Here is a 23,330-nt window from a genome sequence, read left to right as displayed (position 1 = left end):
GAGGTAATACAAAGACGATAAGGTGGTAAAGTGATAAGGTGAGAGAATGACAATGGAGAAGAACAATAAATACATGGCCTTGTGGAATGTGATGAAACGTGAGTTTCGCCGTCTCGTTTCACGCCCGCTCTACCTGTTCTGCATGGTAGTAGCGCCCCTATTCTGCTATATATTCTTCACGACATTGATGGATTCCGGTTTGCCCACCGATATGCCGGTCGGCGTGGTAGACCAGGATATGACTACCACCTCACGCCAACTGGTACGTAATCTGGACGCTTTCGAGCAAACGGCAGTCGTAGCTCACTACCCCACTATCGCCGATGCGCGTATCGCCATGCAGAAAGGAGAGATTTACGGCTTCTATTACATCCCCGAAGGGACAACCGCCAAAGCACAAGCCCAGCGGCAGCCCAAAGTATCTTTCTATACCAACAACACGTTGCTCATAGCCGGTTCATTACTCTTTAAAGACATGAAGATGATGAGCGAACTGGCATCCGGAGCCGCCGCACGCACAGCACTATATGCCAAAGGCGCTACCGAAGACCAGGCGATGGCATTCCTGCAAGCGATTGTCATCGATACTCACCCGCTGAACAATCCGTGGCTGAACTATTCCGTATACCTGTGCAATACCTTTGCTCCGGGCGTACTGATGCTGCTCATCTTTATGATAACCGTCTACTCCATCGGCGTAGAAATCAAAGACCGTACCGCCCGCGAATGGTTGCGTACGGGTAACAACTCCATCTGGATTTCCCTTGCCGGAAAGCTGCTGCCCCACACGGCTGTATTCTTCCTTATGGGTATATTATATAATGTGTATCTGTACGGCTTCCTGCACTTCCCCTGCAACAGCGGAATATTGCCGATGCTGTTCGCCACCCTCTGCCTGGTATTGGCTTCGCAAGGCATGGGCATACTGATGATAGGCACCCTCCCCACACTGCGTTTGGGACTGAGCTTCGCTTCCTTATGGGGCGTGCTGTCGTTCTCCATGTGCGGACTGTCGTTCCCGGCTATGGCGATGCACCCCGTACTGCAAGGTTTGGCCAACTTATTCCCCCTGCGTCACTACTTCCTTATCTATGTAGACCAGGCTCTGAACGGCTATCCCATGATTTACTCATGGATGAATTATGTGGCATTGCTTATTTTCATGATGCTTCCCTTCCTCGTTGCCCACAGGCTGAAAGAAGCATTGATATACTATAAATACGTACCCTGATGAAACAGCTGACGTTCAAACAGAAAGTCGTACAAGGCATACACGACCTGTTCTATATATGGAAGCAGGAATTCCGCACCACCTTTCGCGATCAAGGCGTGCTGATTTTCTTTGTGCTTGTCCCGTTGGTGTATCCGTTGATATACTCTTTCATCTATACCAACGAAACAATTCGTGAAGTGCCTACCGTAGTCGTGGACAACTCACGCAGTTCACTGAGCCGGGAGTATCTCCGGAAAGTAGACGCCAGTCCGGAAACAAGCATTGTGGCTCATTGCGCCGATATGGAAGAAGCCAAACTCATGCTGAAAGACCGCAAAGCTTACGGCATTATTTACATACCCGCCCATTTCAGCGATGACATAGCCCGGGGCAAACAGACACAAGTCAGTATTTTCTGCGATATGAGCGGACTGCTTTACTACAAGGCATTACTGACAGCCAACACCAACGTGTCGCTCGCCATGAATGCAGACATTAAAATGAAACGCTCCGGCAACACCACCGCCCGTCAGGATGAAATAACAGCCTACCCCATCGAATACGAAGACGTAACCATCTTCAACCCGACCAATGGATTTGCCGCTTTTCTGATACCTGCCGTACTCATATTGATTATACAGCAAACGCTCCTGCTGGGTATCGGCTTATCCGCCGGAACCGCCCGCGAGCAAAACCGGTTCAAAGATTTGGTTCCTATCAACCGTCATTATAACGGTACGCTCCGTATCGTAATGGGAAAAGGATTGAGTTATTTTATGGTATATTCGCTGGTGGCTGTGTATATATTATGCGTGGTTCCCCGCCTTTTCAGCCTCAACCAGATAGCGATTCCCGGTGTGCTGACTCTCTTCGCCCTGCCCTATCTGGCAGCTTGCATCTTCTTTGCGATGACGGCATCCATTGCCATACGCAACCGGGAAACCTGTATGTTATTGTTTGTATTTACCTCCGTACCGCTATTGTTCCTCTCCGGCATTTCATGGCCGGGCGCCGCAATGCCCGAATTCTGGAGATATTTTTCCTATATCTTCCCTTCCACTTTCGGAATCAACGGCTATGTACGCATCAACAGTATGGGAGCCACTCTCAACGAAGTATCGTTCGAGTATCAGGCTTTATGGATACAAACAGGCATTTACTTCCTCACCACTTGTCTGGTCTATCGTTGGCAAATCATACAAAGCAGAAAGAAAGGAGTGATAAGTTATAAGTTATGAGTTATAAGTGATTAAGGATTGGTTGTAAGCAAGGGAATTGTGAATCGGGGGTATCACTAATCGCTAATCACTTATAACTCATAACTTATAACTCATCACTCTTCCTTATATCCGGCCAAGTTATAGCATACCGGTACTGTACTGTTACCTACACGATAGATGCCGAATTTAAAATAGTAACCGTCATCGTCATTACGGCCTATCTGAATTTCTTCATTATTCACGATATGCTCTTTAACGGTTTTCTTCTTGTCGGTATACTCCATTTGTACGTCCAGTTTGCCCGGTTTCACAATGGTTTCGGCTTCCTTGCCATAAGTAGTCCAGTCGATATGAATGCGGAAAGTAACCCAGCAGTCTTTGGGGAAATCGGCAAAAGGCATCTTATAAGCTATTGTAGACGATTTGTATTCAGAAGTCACAGGCTTCATTATCGGAGTTTTTTCCGGATTGGCGTTACAGCGGTCAGTCTTGTCGGTCAGCCAACGGCGGTCTGAATTGGCCTTGATATAAAACCAGCCGCCGGAAAATCCGAAAGCCAACGGCGGATAACCGCCTTGCTCTACCAACCAACCGTTCTTCTTTCCGGCCTTATAGATAGGATTTCCCTTTTTATCTTTCATCGGATTTCCTTGCTTATCCAGTCTCGCCACTTTTTCATGTCCGGTGTTCTTTTTGAAAATAGTGGTCTTATCCAGCTCTATAAACTCGTCAACCGTCAACTTTTTCACTTCACCTTCAGGAGTCTGTACAAGCGTACGGTCGGGCATACCGTGCCATTGGGCAAAAATGGTAGACACATTGCTATCCAGCGCAGACGGAATATATACGGAGAACTCATAGTCGCGTGACGCTCCTTGCGGACAAATACCTTTTCCGTGATGATATACGGTCTTGGTGATTTGCGCTTTCCGGTAAGCATCCGCCGGCAATCCGTTAAAATCGGCCGAGGTGGCATAACAATAAGAGAACTCGGCACGGCCTTTGGTCTCTCCCTTTCCGTACCCTTCCAAAGTATTATCCTCTTCACGCAGCTCAAAACGATAAGACGGCTTGCCGTTGAACAAACATGTAAAATCCCGTTGAATGGCATGCTCCTTTTTCGCGCCGACAGCTACCCAACAGCCGTCTATAACCTGATCGATACGCGCTGAGTCAGCTTGAACGTTTACCCGTTTGGTCAAGGGAACCAATGTTTCAGAGCCTTTGGTTTGCGCAGTCAGTGTTGTCGTGCAACCTGCTGCCATCACCATGCAGATAACAAAAATGTTTTTCTTCATCCTATTTGATATTAAACTTAAATTACGCTGCAAAAGTACGAAAGCTATCCCTCATACCCACCCCCTATTTGTTTCAGAAAACCCTATATTTGTGTAAATCCACCATAAGATATAGAAATTTTGAAAGATATTACTACCTTTGAAGCATCATAAATTTTACGGTTTAATAATGAGTAACCTTAAAAAGATAGTAACCATCCTGTTTCTTCTATGTACGGCAGGAGTCTCTTACGCTTATTCGGAAGCCTGGGGGCAAATAAATTTTTCTTATATATCCATTAAGGACGGCTTATCGCAAAGCACAGTATTCTCCATAGCGCAAGATAAGCTCGGGAATATGTGGTTCGCCACTTACGACGGCGTCAACAAATACGACGGATACGCATTCACCGTTTATCAGCACGACGAGAACGACCCGAACAGCATCGCCAACGATATAGCCCGTATCGTGATGACCGACAGCAAAGGGCGCGTGTGGATCGGTACCCGCGACGGCCTTTCGTACTACGACGAGGAGAAAGACAAATTCCAGAACTTTTTCTATGAAAAGAACGGCAAGCATCTGCAAGTCAACGGTATTGTGGAACTGTCACCGGACCGTTTGCTCATCAGCACTCTGGAGGGTTTGACGATGTTCGACGTCTCTACATCCCGTTTTGTCAACGACATATTCAGTACGGCAATGCACAAAACGATTGCATCCGCCCTGTACAGGCATGGCGACCAAATCTATATCGGTACGCCGTCGGACGGTATGTACTGCTACTCCGTTCCGCAGAAAAAACTTGAGAAGCTTACTTACATACCGAGCAGCAAGCAGATTCAGGGAATACTCCAGCAATCCCCCACCCGTATATGGGTGGCAACGGAAGGCTCCGGGCTGCTTCTTATCAATCCTAAGACCCGGGAAGTCAAGATATACAGACATTCCCCTTCCAATCCGCAGTCCATCAGTTCCAATTACATCCGTTCATTGGCGCTGGATTCGCAAAACCGCTTATGGATAGGTACTTTCAACGACCTCAATATCTACCATGAAGGAAACGACTCTTTCATGTCTTACAGCAGCAATCCCGTAGAAAGCGGCAGCCTGTCGCAACGCTCGGTGCGCAGCATCTTCATGGACTCGCAAGGCGGTATGTGGCTGGGCACTTATTTCGGCGGACTGAACTATTACCACCCCATCCGTAACCGCTTCAAGAACATCGAGCGTATTCCTTTCAGAAACTCGCTGAGTGATAATGTCGTAAGCTGTATCGTTGAAGACAGGCAGAAAAACCTGTGGATAGGAACCAATGACGGCGGACTGAACCTATACACCCCCGATACCCAGCAATTCGTCCATTACGCATTGCAGGAAAACCAGCGTGAAGACGGTTTCGGCTCCAACAACATCAAGTCCGTATATGTGGATGAACCGAGAGGATTGGTCTACATCGGCGCACACGCCGGCGGTCTAAGCATCTTGCATCGCAACAGCGGACGCATAGAGAACTTCAACCAACGCAACAGCCGTTTAATCAACGAAAACGTATACGCCATTCTGCCCGACGGAGAGAATAACTTCCTCTTAGGTACATTAAGCGCTTTGGTACACTTCAATCCGGAGAAGCGGAGCTTTACCACCGTCACGCAGGAAAGCGACGGGACACCAATGAATCTTCAAAAGATTACAACCCTGTTCCGGGACTCTCAAAAGCGCCTTTGGATAGGCGGGGAAGAGGGTATATCCGTATTCAAACAGCATGGAACGTCTATACAGAAAGCGGCGATTCTGCCCGAATCCACTGTTACAAAAGCATTCACCAATTATATCTATGAAGCGGCCAACGGTTTAATCTGGGTGGGTACGCGCGAAGGGTTCTACTGTTTCAACGAGAAGGAGAAGCGGATTAAGCGGTACACCACAGCCAACGGCCTGCCCAACAACGTGGTCTACGGCATACTCGAAGACTCTTACGGCCGCCTGTGGATGAGCACCAACCGGGGTATCTCATGTTTCAACCCTGAAACGGAGAAGTTCCGCAACTTTACCGAAGCGGACGGATTGCAAAGCAACCAGTTCAATACATCTTCCTGTTATCGTACTTCTAACGGCGAAATGTACTTCGGAGGCATAAACGGCCTTACCACATTCCGCCCGGAACTCTTGCTGGACAACCCCTATACTCCGCCGGTAGTAATCACCAAGTTACAACTGTTCAACAAAACCGTCCGTCCCGACGACGAAACCGGTATTTTGAGCAAGAACATCAGCGACACGCAAAGCATCACGCTGAAATCCTGGCAGACAGCGTTTTCTCTGGAGTTTGTCGTTTCAAACTACATTTCCGGACAGCATAATACTTTCGCCTATAAATTAGACGGTTACGACAAAGAATGGTATTACCTCACGGACAGGCGCTCGGTATCCTACTCCAACCTGCCGCACGGCACTTATCACTTCATGGTGAAAGCCGCCAACAACGACGGCAAATGGAATACCACGCCTACCATACTGGAAATCGTCATACTGCCCGTATGGTACAAGACCTGGTGGGCTATCCTGCTGTTCCTCTCCACTTCCATCGGGTTCATTACGTTTGTATTCCGGTTCTTCTGGCTGCGTAAGAATATGGAAGCGGAGCTTGAAATAGAACGCCGAGACAAGGAACACCGTGAAGAAATCAACCAGATGAAGATGCGTTTCTTCATTAATATTTCGCATGAGCTCCGCACGCCGCTTACCCTGATTCTGGCACCGCTGCAAGAGGTTATCAGCAAAATCAACGACCGTTGGACCCGCAACCAGCTGGAATACATCCAGCGGAACGCCAATCGCCTGCTGCATCTTGTCAATCAGCTTATGGACTACCGCCGGGCGGAACTCGGGGTTTTCGAATTGAAGATAAAGAAAGGCAACGCATATCGCCTGATACGCGAAAACTTCCTGTATTATGACAAGCTGGCACGCCACAAAGAGATACACTATGTTTTCCACTCCGAGCTGGAAGATAAAGAGGAGTATTTCGACCCAAACTATCTGGAACTGATTGTCAACAATCTGTTATCCAATGCCTTTAAATATACGGATAACGGAAAGAGTATCACCGTTACTCTGAAAGAGGAGAACAACTGCCTGATACTGCAAGTGAGCGACACCGGTATCGGTATCCCCATCAACAAGCAGGGTAAGGTGTTCGAACGTTTCTATCAGATAGAAAGCCAGCATATAGGAAGCGGAATCGGCCTTTCATTGGTGCAACGCCTGGTGGATTTACATCACGGGCACATCGAATTAGAGAGCGAAGAAGGTAAGGGAAGCACGTTCTCCGTCTATCTGCCGCAAGACTTGTCCGTCTATAAAGTTTCGGAACGGGCGGACTCCAATGCCTCCAAGGAAGAAGAGCAGGTGTACTCCACCAACTCCAAAGACATGTATTTCATCGATACGGAGAAAATGGAAAGTGAGGCCATAGAGACGGGTGACAAAAAACGCGGCACTATCCTTATTGTGGAAGACAATCAGGAAATACGCCATTATCTCAGCAGCGGCTTGGCCGGGTTGTTCAATACTCTGGAAGCCGGAAACGGTGAAGAAGCGCTGGAGAAGCTGAAAGATAATGAGGTAGATATCATCATCACCGACGTTATGATGCCTGTAATGGACGGAATCAAACTGTGTAAGAATATCAAGCAGAACATCCGTACTTGCCACATTCCGGTCATTATTCTGTCTGCCAAAACCGATATAAAAGACCAGTTGGAAGGCTTGCAAGTGGGTGCGGATGATTATATTTCCAAGCCGTTCGCCATTACCGTCCTCACTTCAAAGATACAGAACATGATGCGTACCCGCCGGCACATGCTCGAGAAGTATGCCAAGTCACTGGAAGTGGAACCGGAGAAAATCACTTTCAACGCCATGGACGAAGAGTTGCTGAAACGTGCCGTGAGCATTGTAGAGGAGAACATAGACAACATCGAATTCTCCACCGATGAATTTGCGCAGAAAATGAATATGAGCCGTTCCAACCTGCATTTGAAGCTAAAAGCGATTACCGGAGAATCCGCTATTGACTTTATTCGCAAAATCCGGTTCAAGAAAGCGACGGAACTGCTGAAAAGCGGACGTTATACAGTGGCCGAAGTCAGCAGTATGGTAGGATTTAATTCGTCGTCTTATTTTGCAACATGTTTCAAGAAGTATGTGGGCTGCTTGCCGACGGAGTATATAAAGAAAGCTAAAGGATAAAGGTTTAATGTATAAGTTATCTGATGAAGTTTATACATTCCCGCCTTTCACCCTTTCACTTCTTCCTATTCATGCGGGATAGCGGGTGAAACCATGGAATAAATATATTCATCCCATGGGACGAAAAAGTTTAGCTAGTAAGATGAATTTATTCGTCTTGCAGGATGAATAAGTTCATCCTGCAAGACGATTTTATGTGTAATAACCCCACACGTCAGCACCCGCAACACCACGTCTTTACGAGTAAAATGCCACACCTCAACGTTCATAATGCCTGTGGTTTGCCAAGCAAATACCCGGACTTTGGGGAGATAAGGTGTGGCGTTTCAAGTACTGCTATACGCCGACACTAATGGCACTTATATAATCAGGCTTCACCCGTTATCCCCTATGAATAGGAGGAAGTAAAAGGGTGAAGGAAGTATGAGCAAACATTATTTTCCTATGATAATATCCTGTTTTCCTACGATGATAATCTGATAAAACAAGTATAATCCGGTACTTCCCAATTCACTCAAACCGCCCTCTCTGAGCATCTTATGCCACCCTTTTAGACAAATCTAATATTTCATTCAACAACTTTGATAATAAAATTCGAAATTCAAAAAAAACATAAACAAGATATACTATTGTTTAAAATACAATGTAATATATTTGCGGCAAGAAAAATTAAACTTTTACTAATAAAAATCAACTTAAGTATGAAGAACACTCTTTTTATTTGTTTGTTCGCATTATTTGCATTCTCCGGATGTGTTGACGATGAAGAAGACTTCGCAACAGGCGGAAACATCAGTCCGGAACTGACTCCCGAAAACAAAGAGAACGCAGAATTGAACGCTGCTGTTTTTGAACAACTCAACCTCGACTACCCCGGTCTGGAAAAAGTAAAGCAATATTATGAAGCAGGCGAGAATTACCTTGCCGCCAGTGCATTGCTTGAATACTACAGAACACGGACTAATGTAACAAATCCGAATCTCTCACTAATTGATGTAACTTACAGTGATGCCGATTTATCTAAAGCAAATTATGCATTGGAATATCGCTTTTATGTAAATGGACAACTTGAAGATGCTACAACAGAAATGCCCTATTCCGTAGGAAAAGCCGGAGCTATCAATTGGGCCAACAATCCTAAAGGTACAAGTGCAGAATATCAAAAACAGCTACACCGCCACCAATGGTTCATACCACAGGCAAAAGTATATCGCGCAACCCACGACGAGAAGTACATAAACTCCTGGATTGAAGTATATAGCGATTGGATCGCTCAAAACCCTAAACCAGAAGCAGGTCCCACAGATGAGGGGCCCTGGTGGCAATTACAAGTAGCAACACGCGTTCTTGACCAAGTACAATTAATGGATTACTACAAAATATCTTCCAATTTTACTCCTGAATGGTTCACTACGTTCCTAACAGCATTCATAGAACATGTTGATTTTTTAGCTGCATATCCATATGAAGCTGGTGGTAATATCCTTGTCACACAAGCTAACGCATTAGCAACAGCCGGTATTTTAATGCCTGAATTGAAGAATGCGGAAAATTGGAAAAATAAAGGTTACGGGATTCTAAATACACAAGTACAACAATTTCTTGCAGATGGATGGCATAAAGAATTTTCTTTACACTATCATATAGCGGCTATTGCAGACTTCTATGAAGCCATGAAGTTAGCAAACGCCAATAATCAATCTATTGATTTTAAAGAAGCACTTCGTAAAGCTGCTGAAGTAGTTATGTATTTCACATACCCTAACTATTTTCTTAGCGGAACTAGTAAAGATGAATTAGAAAATCTAGACCAAATAGTTCCTATGTTCAACGATTCATGGAATCGTTCACGCAACACATTGAAAAACAATAATTTTAAAACATATGTAGAAATGTTTCCCGACAGTGAAGAGCTGAAGTATATGTATACAGCTGGTAATGGCGGTACAGCACAAGGAAAAACTCCGGGAAATGAAATGAAGATATTTGATGATGCAGGTTTTTACATTATGCGTAACGGCTGGGACCCCGGATCTACAGTTATGATTTTCAGTAATAATAAATTCAATGATGTATCAACCAGTTTAAGTTCGTATAGTCACAACCAGCCAGACAATGGAACTTTTGAGCTCTATATTAATAAACGTAATTTTTTCCCTGACTCAGGTGTATGCGCATATTCAAGTGATGATTCGGCGATACAAGAATATCGCAATTGGTTCCGTGGCCCTGATAAACACAACACATTATCTCTTAACAACACAAAAAGTAAAAACGCCGCCGGTGTATTATTAAAATCTGAAACAAGAAATAATATCGAAACGCTTGTTTTCGAAAATCAAGATTATGAAAATATGAAACACAGGCGTGCTGTATTCTACGTAAATAAGAGTTTCTTTGTTTTAATAGATGAAGGAATAGGGAATGCAACTGGTTCTGCAAATTTGAGTTTTAACCTCTGCAAAAACGAAAATGAAGTAGAATACGATGCCGATGAGATGGGAGCCCATACTACATTCAAGGATGGCAATAACATTGTAGTACGTACATTCCCAAAAACAGACTTCACTTTTGAACCTTTTACAGGAAGAGTCGCTTTCTCTGTAAAAAATGACGTATTTTATACACGTAAATCTTATCGTATTAAAAAGAATAAAGCGGCTGATGAAACGGCACGTTTTATCACAGTTATCCTTCCCTGTGGAGATACAAGTTCACAAAATATTAATGCAGAATTCACAGATGAAGGTTATAGTGAAAATGGTGCTTCCGTAAAAGTAGAAATCAATAATACTAATTACGATTTATCTTATACTTTATAACAAACCAATAATTTTCATAATATGAAATCTAAATTATCAAATACATTTAGCTTATTACGTCTATCCATTATAGCCGTATTAGCAGTGTTATGTAGTTCTTGTGACAAAACAGAAACTACTGATTCAACAGGATTTATTCTCCATTATTTAGGAGTAACAGACATAGGCCCCAGTATGTCATATACACTAAAAGCACCTACATACAAAGGAAGTGCGCCATACGATTTTACTATTACTAATGTTACACTCAATGATGAAACCTATAGTAATGAGGATAACTTCGTGATAAATGCCGAAACAGGCGAAATAACTATCCAAAATACAGAAACGATGTCGGCTGGTCTTTACAATATCAGTGTGGGTTGTTATTCCAATGGCAATTTCTACAATTTTAAAGATGCCGTACAAGTAAACATGCTATTAGCCGTTCCTGAAGGTGTAACTGTGGAACCGGCAGAAGTATTAGTAAACCAAGACGAGGAAAACTGGGTAGAAGCCAGTGCACAAGTAACAACTGAAAAAGATAAACATGTAAGTATTACTAATTACGCTATCGCACAAGACGAAAGTAAACCTTATTTAGAATATTTCTCCATTAATAATGAGGGTAAAATTACGATTAAATCAGGTACTACAGAACAACAACTGATTGCAGGCGAAAGCTATACACTTAGTTTAAAGCTGACAACTAAAGCAGGTGAACATATGTATGCTGATGCGGTAACTTTCAAAGTTGTTTCCAAACCCCGTAATCTGTTCTATATAGAGCAAGAATCTCTGCCTGACCTCTTTGAAGTTCAAGTAGAAGGTAAATCCGTAATACCCACAATCGAAGGTACAAAAGAAGGTTTAAAATTTGCAATCAAATCTGTTACTCCAGAAACCAATGCTTTTATAATCGATGAAACAACTGGACAAATAAGTTTACCTGAAAATCATCCACTTACAGAGAGCGGAACCCCTTATGTCTTTACTATCACAGTAGAGAACACTTATGGTAGTTCAGATTTTGAAGCGGTTTATTCTGCTAAGATTGTAGCTTTCATTGAACCTATTCAACCGGAAACATTCCACTATACTGCAGTTGATAAACTCTATCAACAAGGAGGGTCCCTAGAAAACCAACTCCCTGACCAAGGTTTTATTGGAGGTGCACCTACATTCCAGTTCGACGAAAGTAACAGCGATGAAATTAAAACCCAAATTGCACAAAATATCATTTCAATCAACTCAGGAACCGGTGCTATTTCAATCGCCAATAACCATACCCTAGCAGCAAAGACTCATGAAATTCAGGTTCGAGTAACCAATAAGAAAAATGAAGAAGGTGTAGTAAAAGCTCTTTCTGTAACAGTTCTTAAAAACCCAAATAGTTTTACATACGTAAGTTGGGGTACTAATATTGAAAATGAAATACTAATAGATCCTACAAAAACTAATCATATTAGTACAACTTGTTCAGAAGCTACATATAGTTATAATAGAAATCTATTTAGATTCATCCATATTAGAGATGTAGTCGATATTCCTCGTCAAAATACGGATAATGAAGGAAACTCTAACTTTACATATAAAATTATAAAGGATAATTATATTGGAAATCCTAATATTATCAATGGTGCTAATATCGATAATAGAGGAACTATTACATTTACAAAAACAAACAACGGAAACTTTTCTGGAGGTGGCAACTATACTGGGTGTGTATTCCAAATTGAAGTTACTGCATCTGGCAATGGCGCTCCTTCTGTTACAAAAAAAATACCCATTTTCATCAGTACGCCAAAAGTTGAGAAGAAAAATCTCACATCTGGAGAGAGCCCCACAACAGAAAATCAAACTTTAATTTGCACTCCATTCGTTGTAAAAGCCAATCCTAAAACAGGTGTTTGTGCTCCTTTCAATTATAAAGTCTATGTAATAAATGCAAATGCCAATAACCCAGAAGGAATCCAAAGAAATTTCTGTACAAAAGAACTGCCTACTGATAACTTAGTTTGGGATTATAATTCTGCTTATTCATATTGCAATTTTGATGAAAACTCTGAACATGCAACAGGAAATAATCAAACTGCATCAACAATGTTATATCAAGTTTGGGATAATTGTGGTATCGTTACTAAAACGGATAATTCTCCAATGCGTTTTTACGATGAAAAAGGTAACAAAGACCAAGGGACAAAAGCAGGATATATCAACCAATCAAACCAATTATATATCGACCCCACAAAATGGATTGGAACTGATGGTAAATATCCCAATGGAGCTATGATAGGACAAATGAGATTTAACGTATATGGTGGAACAGCTGACCTACAAACAACCAATAATGTCTCTGTATTCCCTCTCATCATTTGGTTCGACGAAACCTATGAAGGCAACTAATAATCCAACAAAAAAGTAAAAAACATTATGTATAAACCAGCATATCATACACTGAGCAAAAGAGGGTACATTACCCTCTTGGCTCTCCTCGTCTCCATTATCACGTTCGCACAAGGTGTAACAGTGAAAGGAACTGTACTCGACGAAAACAAAGAGCCTCTAATTGGTGCTACAATTCAAGTAAAAGGAGAAAATAACGGTGTTGCAGCCGACTTGGATGGAAACTTTACACTTAAAGTAAAGAAAAATGCCACATTGGTAGTCAGCTACATCGGATATTTGACGCAAGAAGTCCGTCTGCAAGGCAAGACACAAATAACAGTACAATTAGTTCCTGACAGCAAAACGTTGGATGAAGTAATTGTAGTAGGTTATGGTACCATGAAAAAAAGTGACTTGACAGGTTCTGTTGCTTCCGTAGCTTCTAAGGATATCGAAGGTTTCCAAACCAGTTCTGTTGCCGGAGCTTTAGGCGGTCAAATCGCCGGTGTGCAAATCACCTCTACTGACGGTACTCCGGGGGCAGGTTTCAATATCAGCATCCGTGGTGTAGGAACATTAACCGGAGACGCTTCTCCACTTTATATTGTGGACGGCTTCGAAGTTTCAGACATAGATTATCTTTCAAACTCTGACATTGAATCTATCGAAGTACTGAAAGATGCCTCATCATCTGCTATCTACGGTGCACGTGCAGCCAATGGTGTGGTATTAATCACTACAAAATCTGGTAAAGTAGGCAAGACAACTGTTTCTTATAACGGTTCCGCCACCTACCGTAAAATCTCAAAGACGCTGGATTTGCTTTCTCCATATGAATTCGTAAAATTGCAGGGAGAAGTCAATGAAAATTATAGTGGTACTTACTTCAAAGCTGAAAATGACGCAGACGGTAATCCTTATAAATACCAGACACTTGACGACTATATCGGAGTAGCCGGAGTAGACTGGCAAGGTGAAACATTCAACCCAACATGGTCACAAGATCATAATATAAGTATTATGGGCGGTACCGACAATACTAAATACAATGGTTCACTCTCACGTTATGTAGAAAACGGTATTTTCAAAAATAGTGGCTTTGACAGAACTACTGCCAAATTCCGCTTGGATCAGAAAATAAATAAGAAAGTTTCTTTCAATCTGACTGTAAACTATGCTATGACCAATCGCAAGGGTGTAGGAACATCCGGTGATTCAGGACGTTTCAACATGTTGGCACAGATATTAAGTGCACGTCCTACAGGTGGTTTAAAAATGACTAATGAGGAACTTTTAGAATCAGCCATTGACCCTGAAATGCTAAGTACAGGTGAAAGCTTGGCACAGGTAAACCCTGTGAAACAGGCAGAATCCGTAACAAATGACAAACGTGCCGAAATGTGGTCGGCTAATGCTGCAGTAAACTGGCAAATTATAAAAGGACTGACATTCAAAACCAGCGGCTCTTATAATACAACCAACAGCCGCACAGATATATTCTATAGAGACGGTTCAAAAGAAGCCTACCGTAATGGACAGAAACCTTACGGACGTACACAAATGGGACGCGATGTTCGCTGGACCAATACGAATACATTGACATGGAAAGACAAAGTGAAAAAACATAACTATGATGTAATGTTAGCTCATGAAGTTTCTTTCAGAAGCAGCGAGTATCTGCTTGGTGAAGCTATGGACTTTCCATTTGATAACTTAGGTAACAACAACTTGGGACTTGGCGCTACTCCAAGTAAAGTAAACAGTAACTATTATGATAAGACCCTACTTTCTTTCTTTGCCCGTGCCAACTATAACTACGACAACCGTTACCTGTTGACGGCAACTGTACGTACTGACGGTTCTACCGTATTCTCCAACAAGAATAAATGGGGTTTCTTCCCTTCATTCTCTGCTGCGTGGCGTGTGTCAGAAGAAGCGTTTATGAAAGACCTTAAATGGCTTTCCAATTTCAAAGTACGCTTCGGTTGGGGTATCGTGGGTAATGACCGTATCAGCAATTACTTGTCTATGGATTTATATACAGACAGTAAATATGGTATGGGTAACAGTACAGTTACCGTGTTGACACCGAAACAATTGAAAAACTCTAATTTGAAATGGGAGGGTTCAAGTTCTGTCAACTTAGGTTTAGATTTAGGTTTCTTTGATAACCGTTTGAATGTAACTGCTGATTTCTTTATCAAGAACACTAAAGATCTATTGTTGGCACAATCATTGGCACAAGCCACCGGTTTCACTTCGCAATGGCAGAATATCGGTAAAATCCAAAACAAGGGTATCGAATTAAGTATAACCTCTACTAATATACAGACTAAAGAGTTCACATGGAATACCAATTTCAATATCTCATTTATCCGAAATGAGTTGAAAGCATTGGCAGACGGCGCAAGCCATATGTACGCACGTTCCGGTTTCGATAGCAATTTCACCGGTTATGATTATATCGCTAAAGTTGGCGAATCTCTGGGATTGATTTATGGTTATGAATTTGACGGTATCTATCAGTACGATGATTTTTATACCGATACGAATGGTAATTTAGTATTGAAACCAGGAATAACTAACAATACACGTTATAATACAGGTGAGAAAGGTGCACAAAACGGAGCTGTTCCGGGTGCTGTAAAATATAAAGACCAAGACGGTGACGGTGATATCACGACCAATGACCGTACAGTAATTGGTAATGCCATGCCGAAATGGTTTGGTGGTATCACTAATACTTTTGAATACAAAGGATTCGATTTAAGCTTTATGTTCCAGTTCAACTATGGCAACGACATCTATAATGCTACCCGTTTGTATGCCACACAAAGCCGTAGCGGACGTCGCAATATGCTTGCTGAAGTAGCCGATCGCTGGAGTCCTACCAATGCATCTAATTTGGTACCTTCTTACAGAGGCTATATCACAAACGATGTATATTCACGTTTTGTAGAAGACGGTTCATTCTTACGTCTGAAAAATGTGACACTTGGATATACCTTGCCAAAGAAATGGACAAACAAGTTCCACGCTTCCAGACTCCGTGTATATGTTACCGGTCAGAATTTGTTCTGTCTGAATAACTACAGCGGTTATGACCCGGAAGTAAACAGTCTGAGTAATCCGATGATGCCGGGTCTGGACTGGGGTGCTTATCCTAAGAGCCGAGTATTCACTGTGGGAATCGACCTTCAATTCTAATTCATAAAATAATATACATATGAAAAAGTTTATATACTATATAGGAATTTTAGCCTTATGCTTTCTTCCCGCTGCATGCTCTTTGGAAGAAGAAAGTAGTACTGAAGTAGAGAAAAACAAATATCTAAATGATGCTAAAGAAGCACAGGATGTATTGCTCGGTGTATATCGCTCTACGATAGAAGAAGGAATGTACGGTTATCATCTCTCCATCTACTTTTCTATGGGAACTGATATCTCACAAGTAGAAGGAAGCACTACCGAGAATTTCCGTATTTTGCCTACCAATGCATATTCTGCTTCGCAAGCCGAAGTGCAGACTTCATGGGCTTCTCTCTATACGGGTATTTATAATGCAAACGATTTTTTGGAACGCATATCTGTAAAAATGGATTCATACAACGAGTCCGATAAACAGTTGGCGACTATCTACATTGCCGAAGCAAGAGCCCTAAGAGCATTGTATTACTTCGAATTAGTCCGCCGCTGGGGAAACATTCCTTTAATGACGAGTACAGCTATGTCCAACCAACATCCGTCGACCTTTGTACAGGCCGATCCTGTAGATGTCTATAAGTTAATTGAAGAAGATTTGTTATACGCTTGCGACATTCTGCCGTATGCAAAAGATGATACTTACCGCAGTAGTAACGATTATCGTTTCTCAAAAGGAGCAGCATTGGGATTACTCGCTAAAGTGTATGCCACTTGGGCAGGATACCCCATACAAGATACAAGTAAGTGGGAAGCTGCCGCAAAAACTGCACGTATCTTAGTAGAATCGGGTAAACATGATTTACTGAACGACTACGAACAATTATGGAAAAACACTTGTAACGGTATTTGGGACCCAACGGAAAGTTTGATTGAAATATCTTTCTACTCTCCTACATATTCTGGAAATAGTGATCCTGTGGGTCGTATTGGAAAATGGAACGGAGTTAAAACTACAGTCGATGCAGGTCGTAGCGGAAGTACTGCAGCCAACGTTCAGGTTGTTCATTCATTCGTACTTGATTGGAGAGAAGAAGCCAAGCCTGATGAAATCACCGGCATAAGTCCCGACAGACGTCAGAACTTATCTATAGCTAACTACAAGCACGGTCATAACGACAGTAAAACCGGTGCTGTTTACTTGGATGATTACTACTTGGCAGCCAGTATTCCCAACGACAATACTGCTACTGCGTTAAGTAAAGACCTGGATCCTGAAAAGTCTCAAAAAGCTAAACAAACTTATACTCCGGCCAAATGGGATATTGACAAATACATGGAAAGTATACCTTTCATCAACAATGATAAATCAACTGTAAACTGGTATGTATTACGTTATGCAGATGTACTGTTACTATATGCAGAAGCCTTGAACGAATGGAAAGGCGGCCCCACCACAGAGGCTTATGCTGCTATTAATAAAGTTCGCAAACGCGGTTATACAAAAGCAGATGGAACAATCAACAAAGACTATAGCTTAAAGGAGGGATTGGATCAAACAGCTTTCCGTGAAGCCGTTCATAAAGAACGTGCCTACGAATTAGCATTCGAAGGTCATCGACGCCTCGACTTAGTACGCTGGGGTGTGTATTATGAAACAGTACAAAATACATATAACGCATTAAAGAACTGGTGGAGTAGTGCTAATTACGTTGTATATGACTACACAGAAAAAGGAAAACACGAACTAATGCCCATCCCGCAACGCGAAATGGACTTGTGTACCCAGTTCAAACAGAACCCGGGTTGGTAACAATCACCCTAAATATATCTCCAATATGCCCCTACCCGAGGCATATTGGAGATTATCTAAACTCTTTTCAACAAAAGTGACATTCGAAGAACGCGGATTAATTGCCTTTTCAACATTCTTACTACAAAAACTATAAAAAATCCGTTAGCTTTGCTTTCGTTACAAAACCTACTAAAATCAATTACATTAAAAACGAATAACATGAAAAAAAACCTTGTTCTCTTAGCTTTGGGTGCGCTGACTTTTGCATCATGCCAGACACAGCCTAAGGAAGACTACAGTTGGATTAAAAAAGGCCTGGATGTAGCTTCTGCACAATTAACATTAACCGCAGAAGAAATCTCATCCACTAATATGTTGCCGCGTTCTATTCGCACAGGCTATGACATGGACTTCCTGTGCCGCCAATTAGAAAGAGGTGAAGACACCTTCAAAGATTCTTTACGCGCGCACCCCGCAGCCGACCAACTGGGAAAACGCCGCCTATGCAGCGTTTATGACTGGACTAGCGGTTTCTACCCGGGCTCTTTATGGTATGCTTACGAATTGACGGGCAACGATACACTGAAAACATGGGCTATTCAATATACTAACCTGCTGAACCCCGTTCGTTACTACACCGGTACGCACGACTTGGGCTTCATGGTAAATTGCAGCTATGGTAATGCAGAGCGTCTGGCTCCTAACGATACCATTGCAGCCGTAATGAAAGAAACCGCCGACAACTTGTGCGGACGTTTCAACGACTCCATTTCAGCTATCCGTTCATGGGACTTCGGAACCTGGAACTTCCCCGTTATCATCGACAATATGATGAACCTGGATCTCCTGTTCAATGTAGCCAAAGCAACCGGTAACAACTCTTATAAGGATATTGCCGTCAGACACGCAATGACTACCATGAACAACCACTTCCGCCCCGACTATACTTGCTGGCACGTAGTCAGCTACAACAACGACGGTACGGTAGAAAAGAAACAAACATTCCAAGGCAAGAACGACGACTCTTCATGGGCACGCGGACAAGCATGGGCTGTATACGGCTATACTGCTTGCTATCGCGAAACACAAGACACTACTTTCCTGAACTTCGCCGTAAAAGTGGCTGACATGATTATGGATCGCGTTAAGACCGACGACGCCATTCCTTACTGGGACTATGACGCTCCCGTAACCGAGGAAACTCCGCGTGACGCATCTGCCGCTTCAGTAACCGCTTCCGCACTGATAGAGCTGAGTACGATGGTACCCGACGGAAAGAAATATCTGGACTACGCAGAGAAAATCTTGAAGAGCTTGTCAAGCGACGCTTATCTGGCAAAGGTTGGCGACAACCAGGGATTCATCCTGATGCACTCGACCGGTTCATTACCTAACGGTTCGGAAATCGATACTCCGCTGAACTATGCGGACTACTACTATATGGAAGCTTTGAAGCGTTTCATGGATTTGAAAGGCATCAGCTATAAAAATCTCTAATACCTGAACTATAAATCGACAAACATTATGAATAAGACTTTCAAATATATCGTCCTGCTGGCTCTTGCTTGCTTCGTTGGAAAAGCAAATGCCCAGGAACTGAAGACTGAGGTATTCTCGCTCCTTAATCTGGACTATCCCGGATTGGAGAAAGTAAAGACTTTGCATCAGGAAGGCAAAGACGCCGATGCGGCCAAAGCATTACTCGACTACTACCGCGCACGTACCAACGTGAAAACTCCGGACATCAACCTTAAGAAAGTGACTATCAGCAAAGATGACCAGAAAATGGCGGACGATGCTCTACAGCATACATTCTTTGCTCACAAAGGTTATCAACCGTCATTCAATTACGGTGAAGACATCGACTGGAGATACTGGCCGGTGAAAGATAACGAATTGCGCTGGCAGTTGCACCGCCACAAATGGTTTACTCCCATGGGTAAGGCTTATCGTGTAAGCGGTGACGAAAAATATGCCGCCGAATGGACGAAGCAATACATTGACTGGATTAAGAAAAACCCGTTGGTGAAGATAAACAAGAACGAATATGAACTGACAGGAAATACCCAACTGAAAGATGACGCAGAGAATGTACGCTTCGCATGGCGTCCGCTGGAAGTGAGCAACCGTCTGCAAGACCAGACCTCACAGTTCCAGTTGTTCCTCCCGTCTCCCTCTTTCACACCGGAGTTCCTGACTGAGTTCCTGGTAAACTATCACAAACATGCCATACATATATTGGGTAATTATTCCAAGCAAGGTAATCACCTGCTGTTCGAAGCACAGCGTATGATTTATGCCGGAGCTTTCTTCCCCGAATTCAAAGAAGCAGCTGCCTGGAGAAAGAGCGGTATCGACATCATGAACCGTGAAATCAATGTACAGGTATACAATGACGGCGGACAGTTCGAGCTTGACCCGCACTATCACCTCGCTGCTATCAATATCTTCTGTAAAGCATTGAACATTGCCGACTTGAACGGTTTCCGCAACGAGTTCCCGCAAGAATACCTGAATACAATTGAAAACATGATTGTATTCTATGCCAACATTTCTTTCCCTGACTACACCAACCCGTGTTTCAGCGATGCCAAGCTGACCAATAAGAAAGAAATGCTGAAGAACTACCGTAGCTGGAGCAAGATGTTCCCGAAGAACCAGTTCATCAAGTATCTGGCAACCGATGGTAAAGAAGGCGCATTGCCCGAATATCTCTCTAAAGGTTTCTTGAAATCCGGTTTCTTCGTATTCCGTAACTCTTGGGGAACGGATGCCACACAAATGGTTGTAAAGGCCGGCCCGAAAGCTTTCTGGCACTGCCAACCGGATAACGGTACTTTCGAACTCTGGTTCAACGGTAAGAACCTGTTCCCCGATTCCGGTTCTTATGTATACGCCGGTGAAGGAGAAGTAATGGAACAACGTAACTGGCACCGTCAGACTTGCGTACACAACACCGTAACTCTGAACAACAAGAATCTGGATCAGACTGAATCTGTAACCAAACTGTGGCAGCCGGAAGGTAATGTACAGATATTGGTTACCGAAAACCCGAGCTACAAAAACTTGAAACACCGTCGTTCCGTATTCTTCGTAGACAACAGCTACTTCGTAATTGTAGACGAAATGGTAGGAAGCCAAAAGGGTTCTATCAACCTGCACTATCAGATGCCGAAAGGCAAAATCGCCAACAGCCGCGAAGACATGACTTTCGTTACTCAGTTTGAAGAAGGAAGCAACATGAAACTGCAATGCTTCGGTCCCGAAGGTATGACTATGAAGAAAGAGCCGGGTTGGTGTTCAACCGCTTACCGCAAACGCTACAACCGTATGAATGTATCGTTCAACGCAAAGAAAGACAGCGAAGATGCCGTACGTTACATTACCGTTATCTGTCCGATTAAGAACAGTGCAGATGCCCCCAAATTATCTGCCAAGTTCAAAAACAAAGCATTCAATGAAAACGGACTGGAAGTAGAGGTGAAAGTAAACGGTAAGAAACAGTCTCTAAATTACAAATTATAATAATACTGAAAATTAGTTTATACTATCTGGTATAAACTAATTTTCAACACTTACTTATTTACCAAAGGATTATAACAAATCAATCCAATTATGAAAAACAATCTCCCCAACCTGCTTCTTCCGTTAGCGACATTAAGTCTTGCTTCTTGCGCCAGCCAGAAAAAAGAAGAGCCCAAGCGTCCGAACATTATCTTCATGATGACGGATGACCATACCACACAAGCCATGTCTTGTTACGGTGGTAACCTCCTGCAAACTCCCAATATGGACCGTATAGCCAATGAGGGCATCCGCATGGATAACTGTTACGCTGTCAATGCTCTTTCAGGCCCGTCACGCGCATGTGTCCTTACCGGTAAGTTCAGCCACGAAAACGGTTTTACGGATAATGCAAGTACCTTCAACGGCGACCAGCAAACATTCCCGAAACTGCTTCAGCAAGCCGGGTATCAAACGGCTATGATTGGTAAATGGCACCTTATCAGCGAACCGCAAGGTTTTGATCATTGGAGTATTCTCAGTGGCCAGCACGAACAGGGAGATTATTACGATCCCGATTTCTGGGAAGATGGCAAACATATCGTAGAGAAAGGTTATGCCACGGACATCATTACAGATAAGGCTATCAAATTCCTCGAAGGCAGGGACAAGAACAAACCGTTCTGCATGATGTATCATCAGAAAGCTCCGCACCGTAACTGGATGCCGGCCCCACGCCATCTGGGCATATTCAACAATACTACATTCCCGGAACCCGCCAATCTGTTTGACGATTATGAAGGACGCGGCAGAGCCGCCCGCGAACAGGATATGTCCATCGAACATACCCTGACCAACGACTGGGATTTGAAGTTGCTGACTCGTGAAGAAATGCTGAAAGATACCACCAACAGGCTTTACAGCGTGTACAAGCGTATGCCTGCCGATGTACAGGACAAATGGGATTCAGTGTATGCGCAACGCATTGCCGAATATCGCAAGGGCAACTTGAAAGGTAAAGCGTTAGTCAGCTGGAAGTATCAGCAATATATGCGCGACTATCTGTCTACCGTACTGTCGGTAGACGAAAATATCGGCCGCCTTTTGAACTATCTTGAAAAGATTGGCGAGCTGGATAATACAATCATTGTCTACACTTCCGACCAGGGATTCTTCCTCGGCGAGCACGGTTGGTTCGACAAACGCTTCATGTATGAGGAATGCCAGCGCATGCCGCTTATCATCCGTTACCCCAAAGCCATTAAAGCCGGCAGCACAAGTAACGCAATCTGTATGAATGTGGACTTCGCTCCTACTTTCCTTGACTTTGCCGGAGTGGAAATTCCATCGGATATTCAGGGAACTTCCATGAAACCCGTATTAGAGAATGAAGGCAAAACTCCCGCAGACTGGCGTAAAGCTGCCTACTATCATTATTACGAGTATCCCGCAGAGCACTCGGTGAAACGTCATTACGGTATTCGCACACAGGACTTCAAACTGATTCATTTCTATAACGACATCGACGAATGGGAAATGTATGATATGAAAGCCGATCCGCGCGAAATGAACAATGTGTTCGGTAAACCGGAATACGCTGAAAAACAGAAAGAGCTGATGCAACTGCTGCAAGACACTCAAAAGCAATACAATGACAATGACCCCGACGAAAAAGTAAACGAGCTTTTCAAGGGTGACAGAAGATTGATGAAAAACAGATAAAACCATTAAATTTA

At 43.2% G+C, this 23,330-nt stretch carries 11 protein-coding genes; 10 read left to right on the top strand and 1 reads right to left on the bottom strand.

The features are described from left to right. Nucleotides 1-52 precede the first annotated feature (52 nt). Nucleotides 53-1,231, top strand: a complete 1,179-nt coding sequence (locus BHV73_RS01500; protein WP_286736097.1) for an ABC transporter permease — start codon at nucleotides 53-55, stop codon at nucleotides 1,229-1,231. Continuing rightward, on the top strand, nucleotides 1,231-2,451 hold the full coding sequence (locus BHV73_RS01495; RefSeq protein ID WP_286736095.1) for an ABC transporter permease: 1,221 nt from the start codon (nucleotides 1,231-1,233) through the stop codon (nucleotides 2,449-2,451). Before BHV73_RS01500 ends, BHV73_RS01495 begins: the two co-directional genes overlap by 1 nt. 95 nt (nucleotides 2,452-2,546) lie before the next feature. Here BHV73_RS01495 and BHV73_RS01490 read toward each other — a convergent pair whose 3' ends face one another. After that, the gene (locus tag BHV73_RS01490) at nucleotides 2,547-3,731 is read right to left on the bottom strand and encodes a heparin lyase I family protein (RefSeq protein ID WP_087425066.1); all 1,185 of its coding nucleotides are present in this window, start codon (nucleotides 3,729-3,731) and stop codon (nucleotides 2,547-2,549) included. 169 nt (nucleotides 3,732-3,900) lie between these two features. Here BHV73_RS01490 and BHV73_RS01485 point away from each other — a divergent pair, with 169 nt between their 5' ends. From BHV73_RS01485 to BHV73_RS01450, 8 genes are all read left to right on the top strand, one after another. Continuing rightward, on the top strand, nucleotides 3,901-7,965 hold the full coding sequence (locus BHV73_RS01485; protein ID WP_286736092.1) for a hybrid sensor histidine kinase/response regulator transcription factor: 4,065 nt from the start codon (nucleotides 3,901-3,903) through the stop codon (nucleotides 7,963-7,965). Nucleotides 7,966-8,666: 701 nt separating this feature from the next. After that, nucleotides 8,667-10,787 (top strand): heparin-sulfate lyase HepC, encoded by a 2,121-nt coding sequence (gene hepC, locus BHV73_RS01480; protein WP_286736090.1) that lies wholly within the window; start codon nucleotides 8,667-8,669, stop codon nucleotides 10,785-10,787. 21 nt (nucleotides 10,788-10,808) lie between these two features. Continuing rightward, on the top strand, nucleotides 10,809-13,172 hold the full coding sequence (locus tag BHV73_RS01475) for a surface glycan-binding family protein (protein WP_286736087.1): 2,364 nt from the start codon (nucleotides 10,809-10,811) through the stop codon (nucleotides 13,170-13,172). Between the two features lie 27 nt (nucleotides 13,173-13,199). Further along, entirely contained in the window at nucleotides 13,200-16,361 is a 3,162-nt protein-coding gene (locus BHV73_RS01470) for a SusC/RagA family TonB-linked outer membrane protein (protein WP_286736085.1), read from the top strand. A gap of 19 nt (nucleotides 16,362-16,380) precedes the next feature. Then, on the top strand, nucleotides 16,381-18,108 hold the full coding sequence (locus BHV73_RS01465; RefSeq protein ID WP_118045853.1) for a RagB/SusD family nutrient uptake outer membrane protein: 1,728 nt from the start codon (nucleotides 16,381-16,383) through the stop codon (nucleotides 18,106-18,108). 201 nt (nucleotides 18,109-18,309) lie between these two features. Beyond that, entirely contained in the window at nucleotides 18,310-19,587 is a 1,278-nt protein-coding gene (locus BHV73_RS01460) for a DUF4995 domain-containing protein (RefSeq protein WP_087412894.1), read from the top strand. A 27-nt stretch (nucleotides 19,588-19,614) separates the two neighbouring features. Then, on the top strand, nucleotides 19,615-21,615 hold the full coding sequence (gene hepC / locus BHV73_RS01455) for a heparin-sulfate lyase HepC (RefSeq protein WP_009122759.1): 2,001 nt from the start codon (nucleotides 19,615-19,617) through the stop codon (nucleotides 21,613-21,615). 90 nt (nucleotides 21,616-21,705) lie between these two features. Beyond that, entirely contained in the window at nucleotides 21,706-23,316 is a 1,611-nt protein-coding gene (locus BHV73_RS01450) for a sulfatase family protein (protein WP_143269484.1), read from the top strand. Nucleotides 23,317-23,330 lie beyond the last annotated feature (14 nt).

The organism is Bacteroides sp. 44_46, from assembly GCF_001915465.1.
In the GTDB taxonomy this organism is placed as follows: Bacteria; Bacteroidota; Bacteroidia; order Bacteroidales; family Bacteroidaceae; genus Bacteroides; species Bacteroides clarus.
This window is presented reverse-complemented; position numbering and strand designations above follow the sequence as displayed.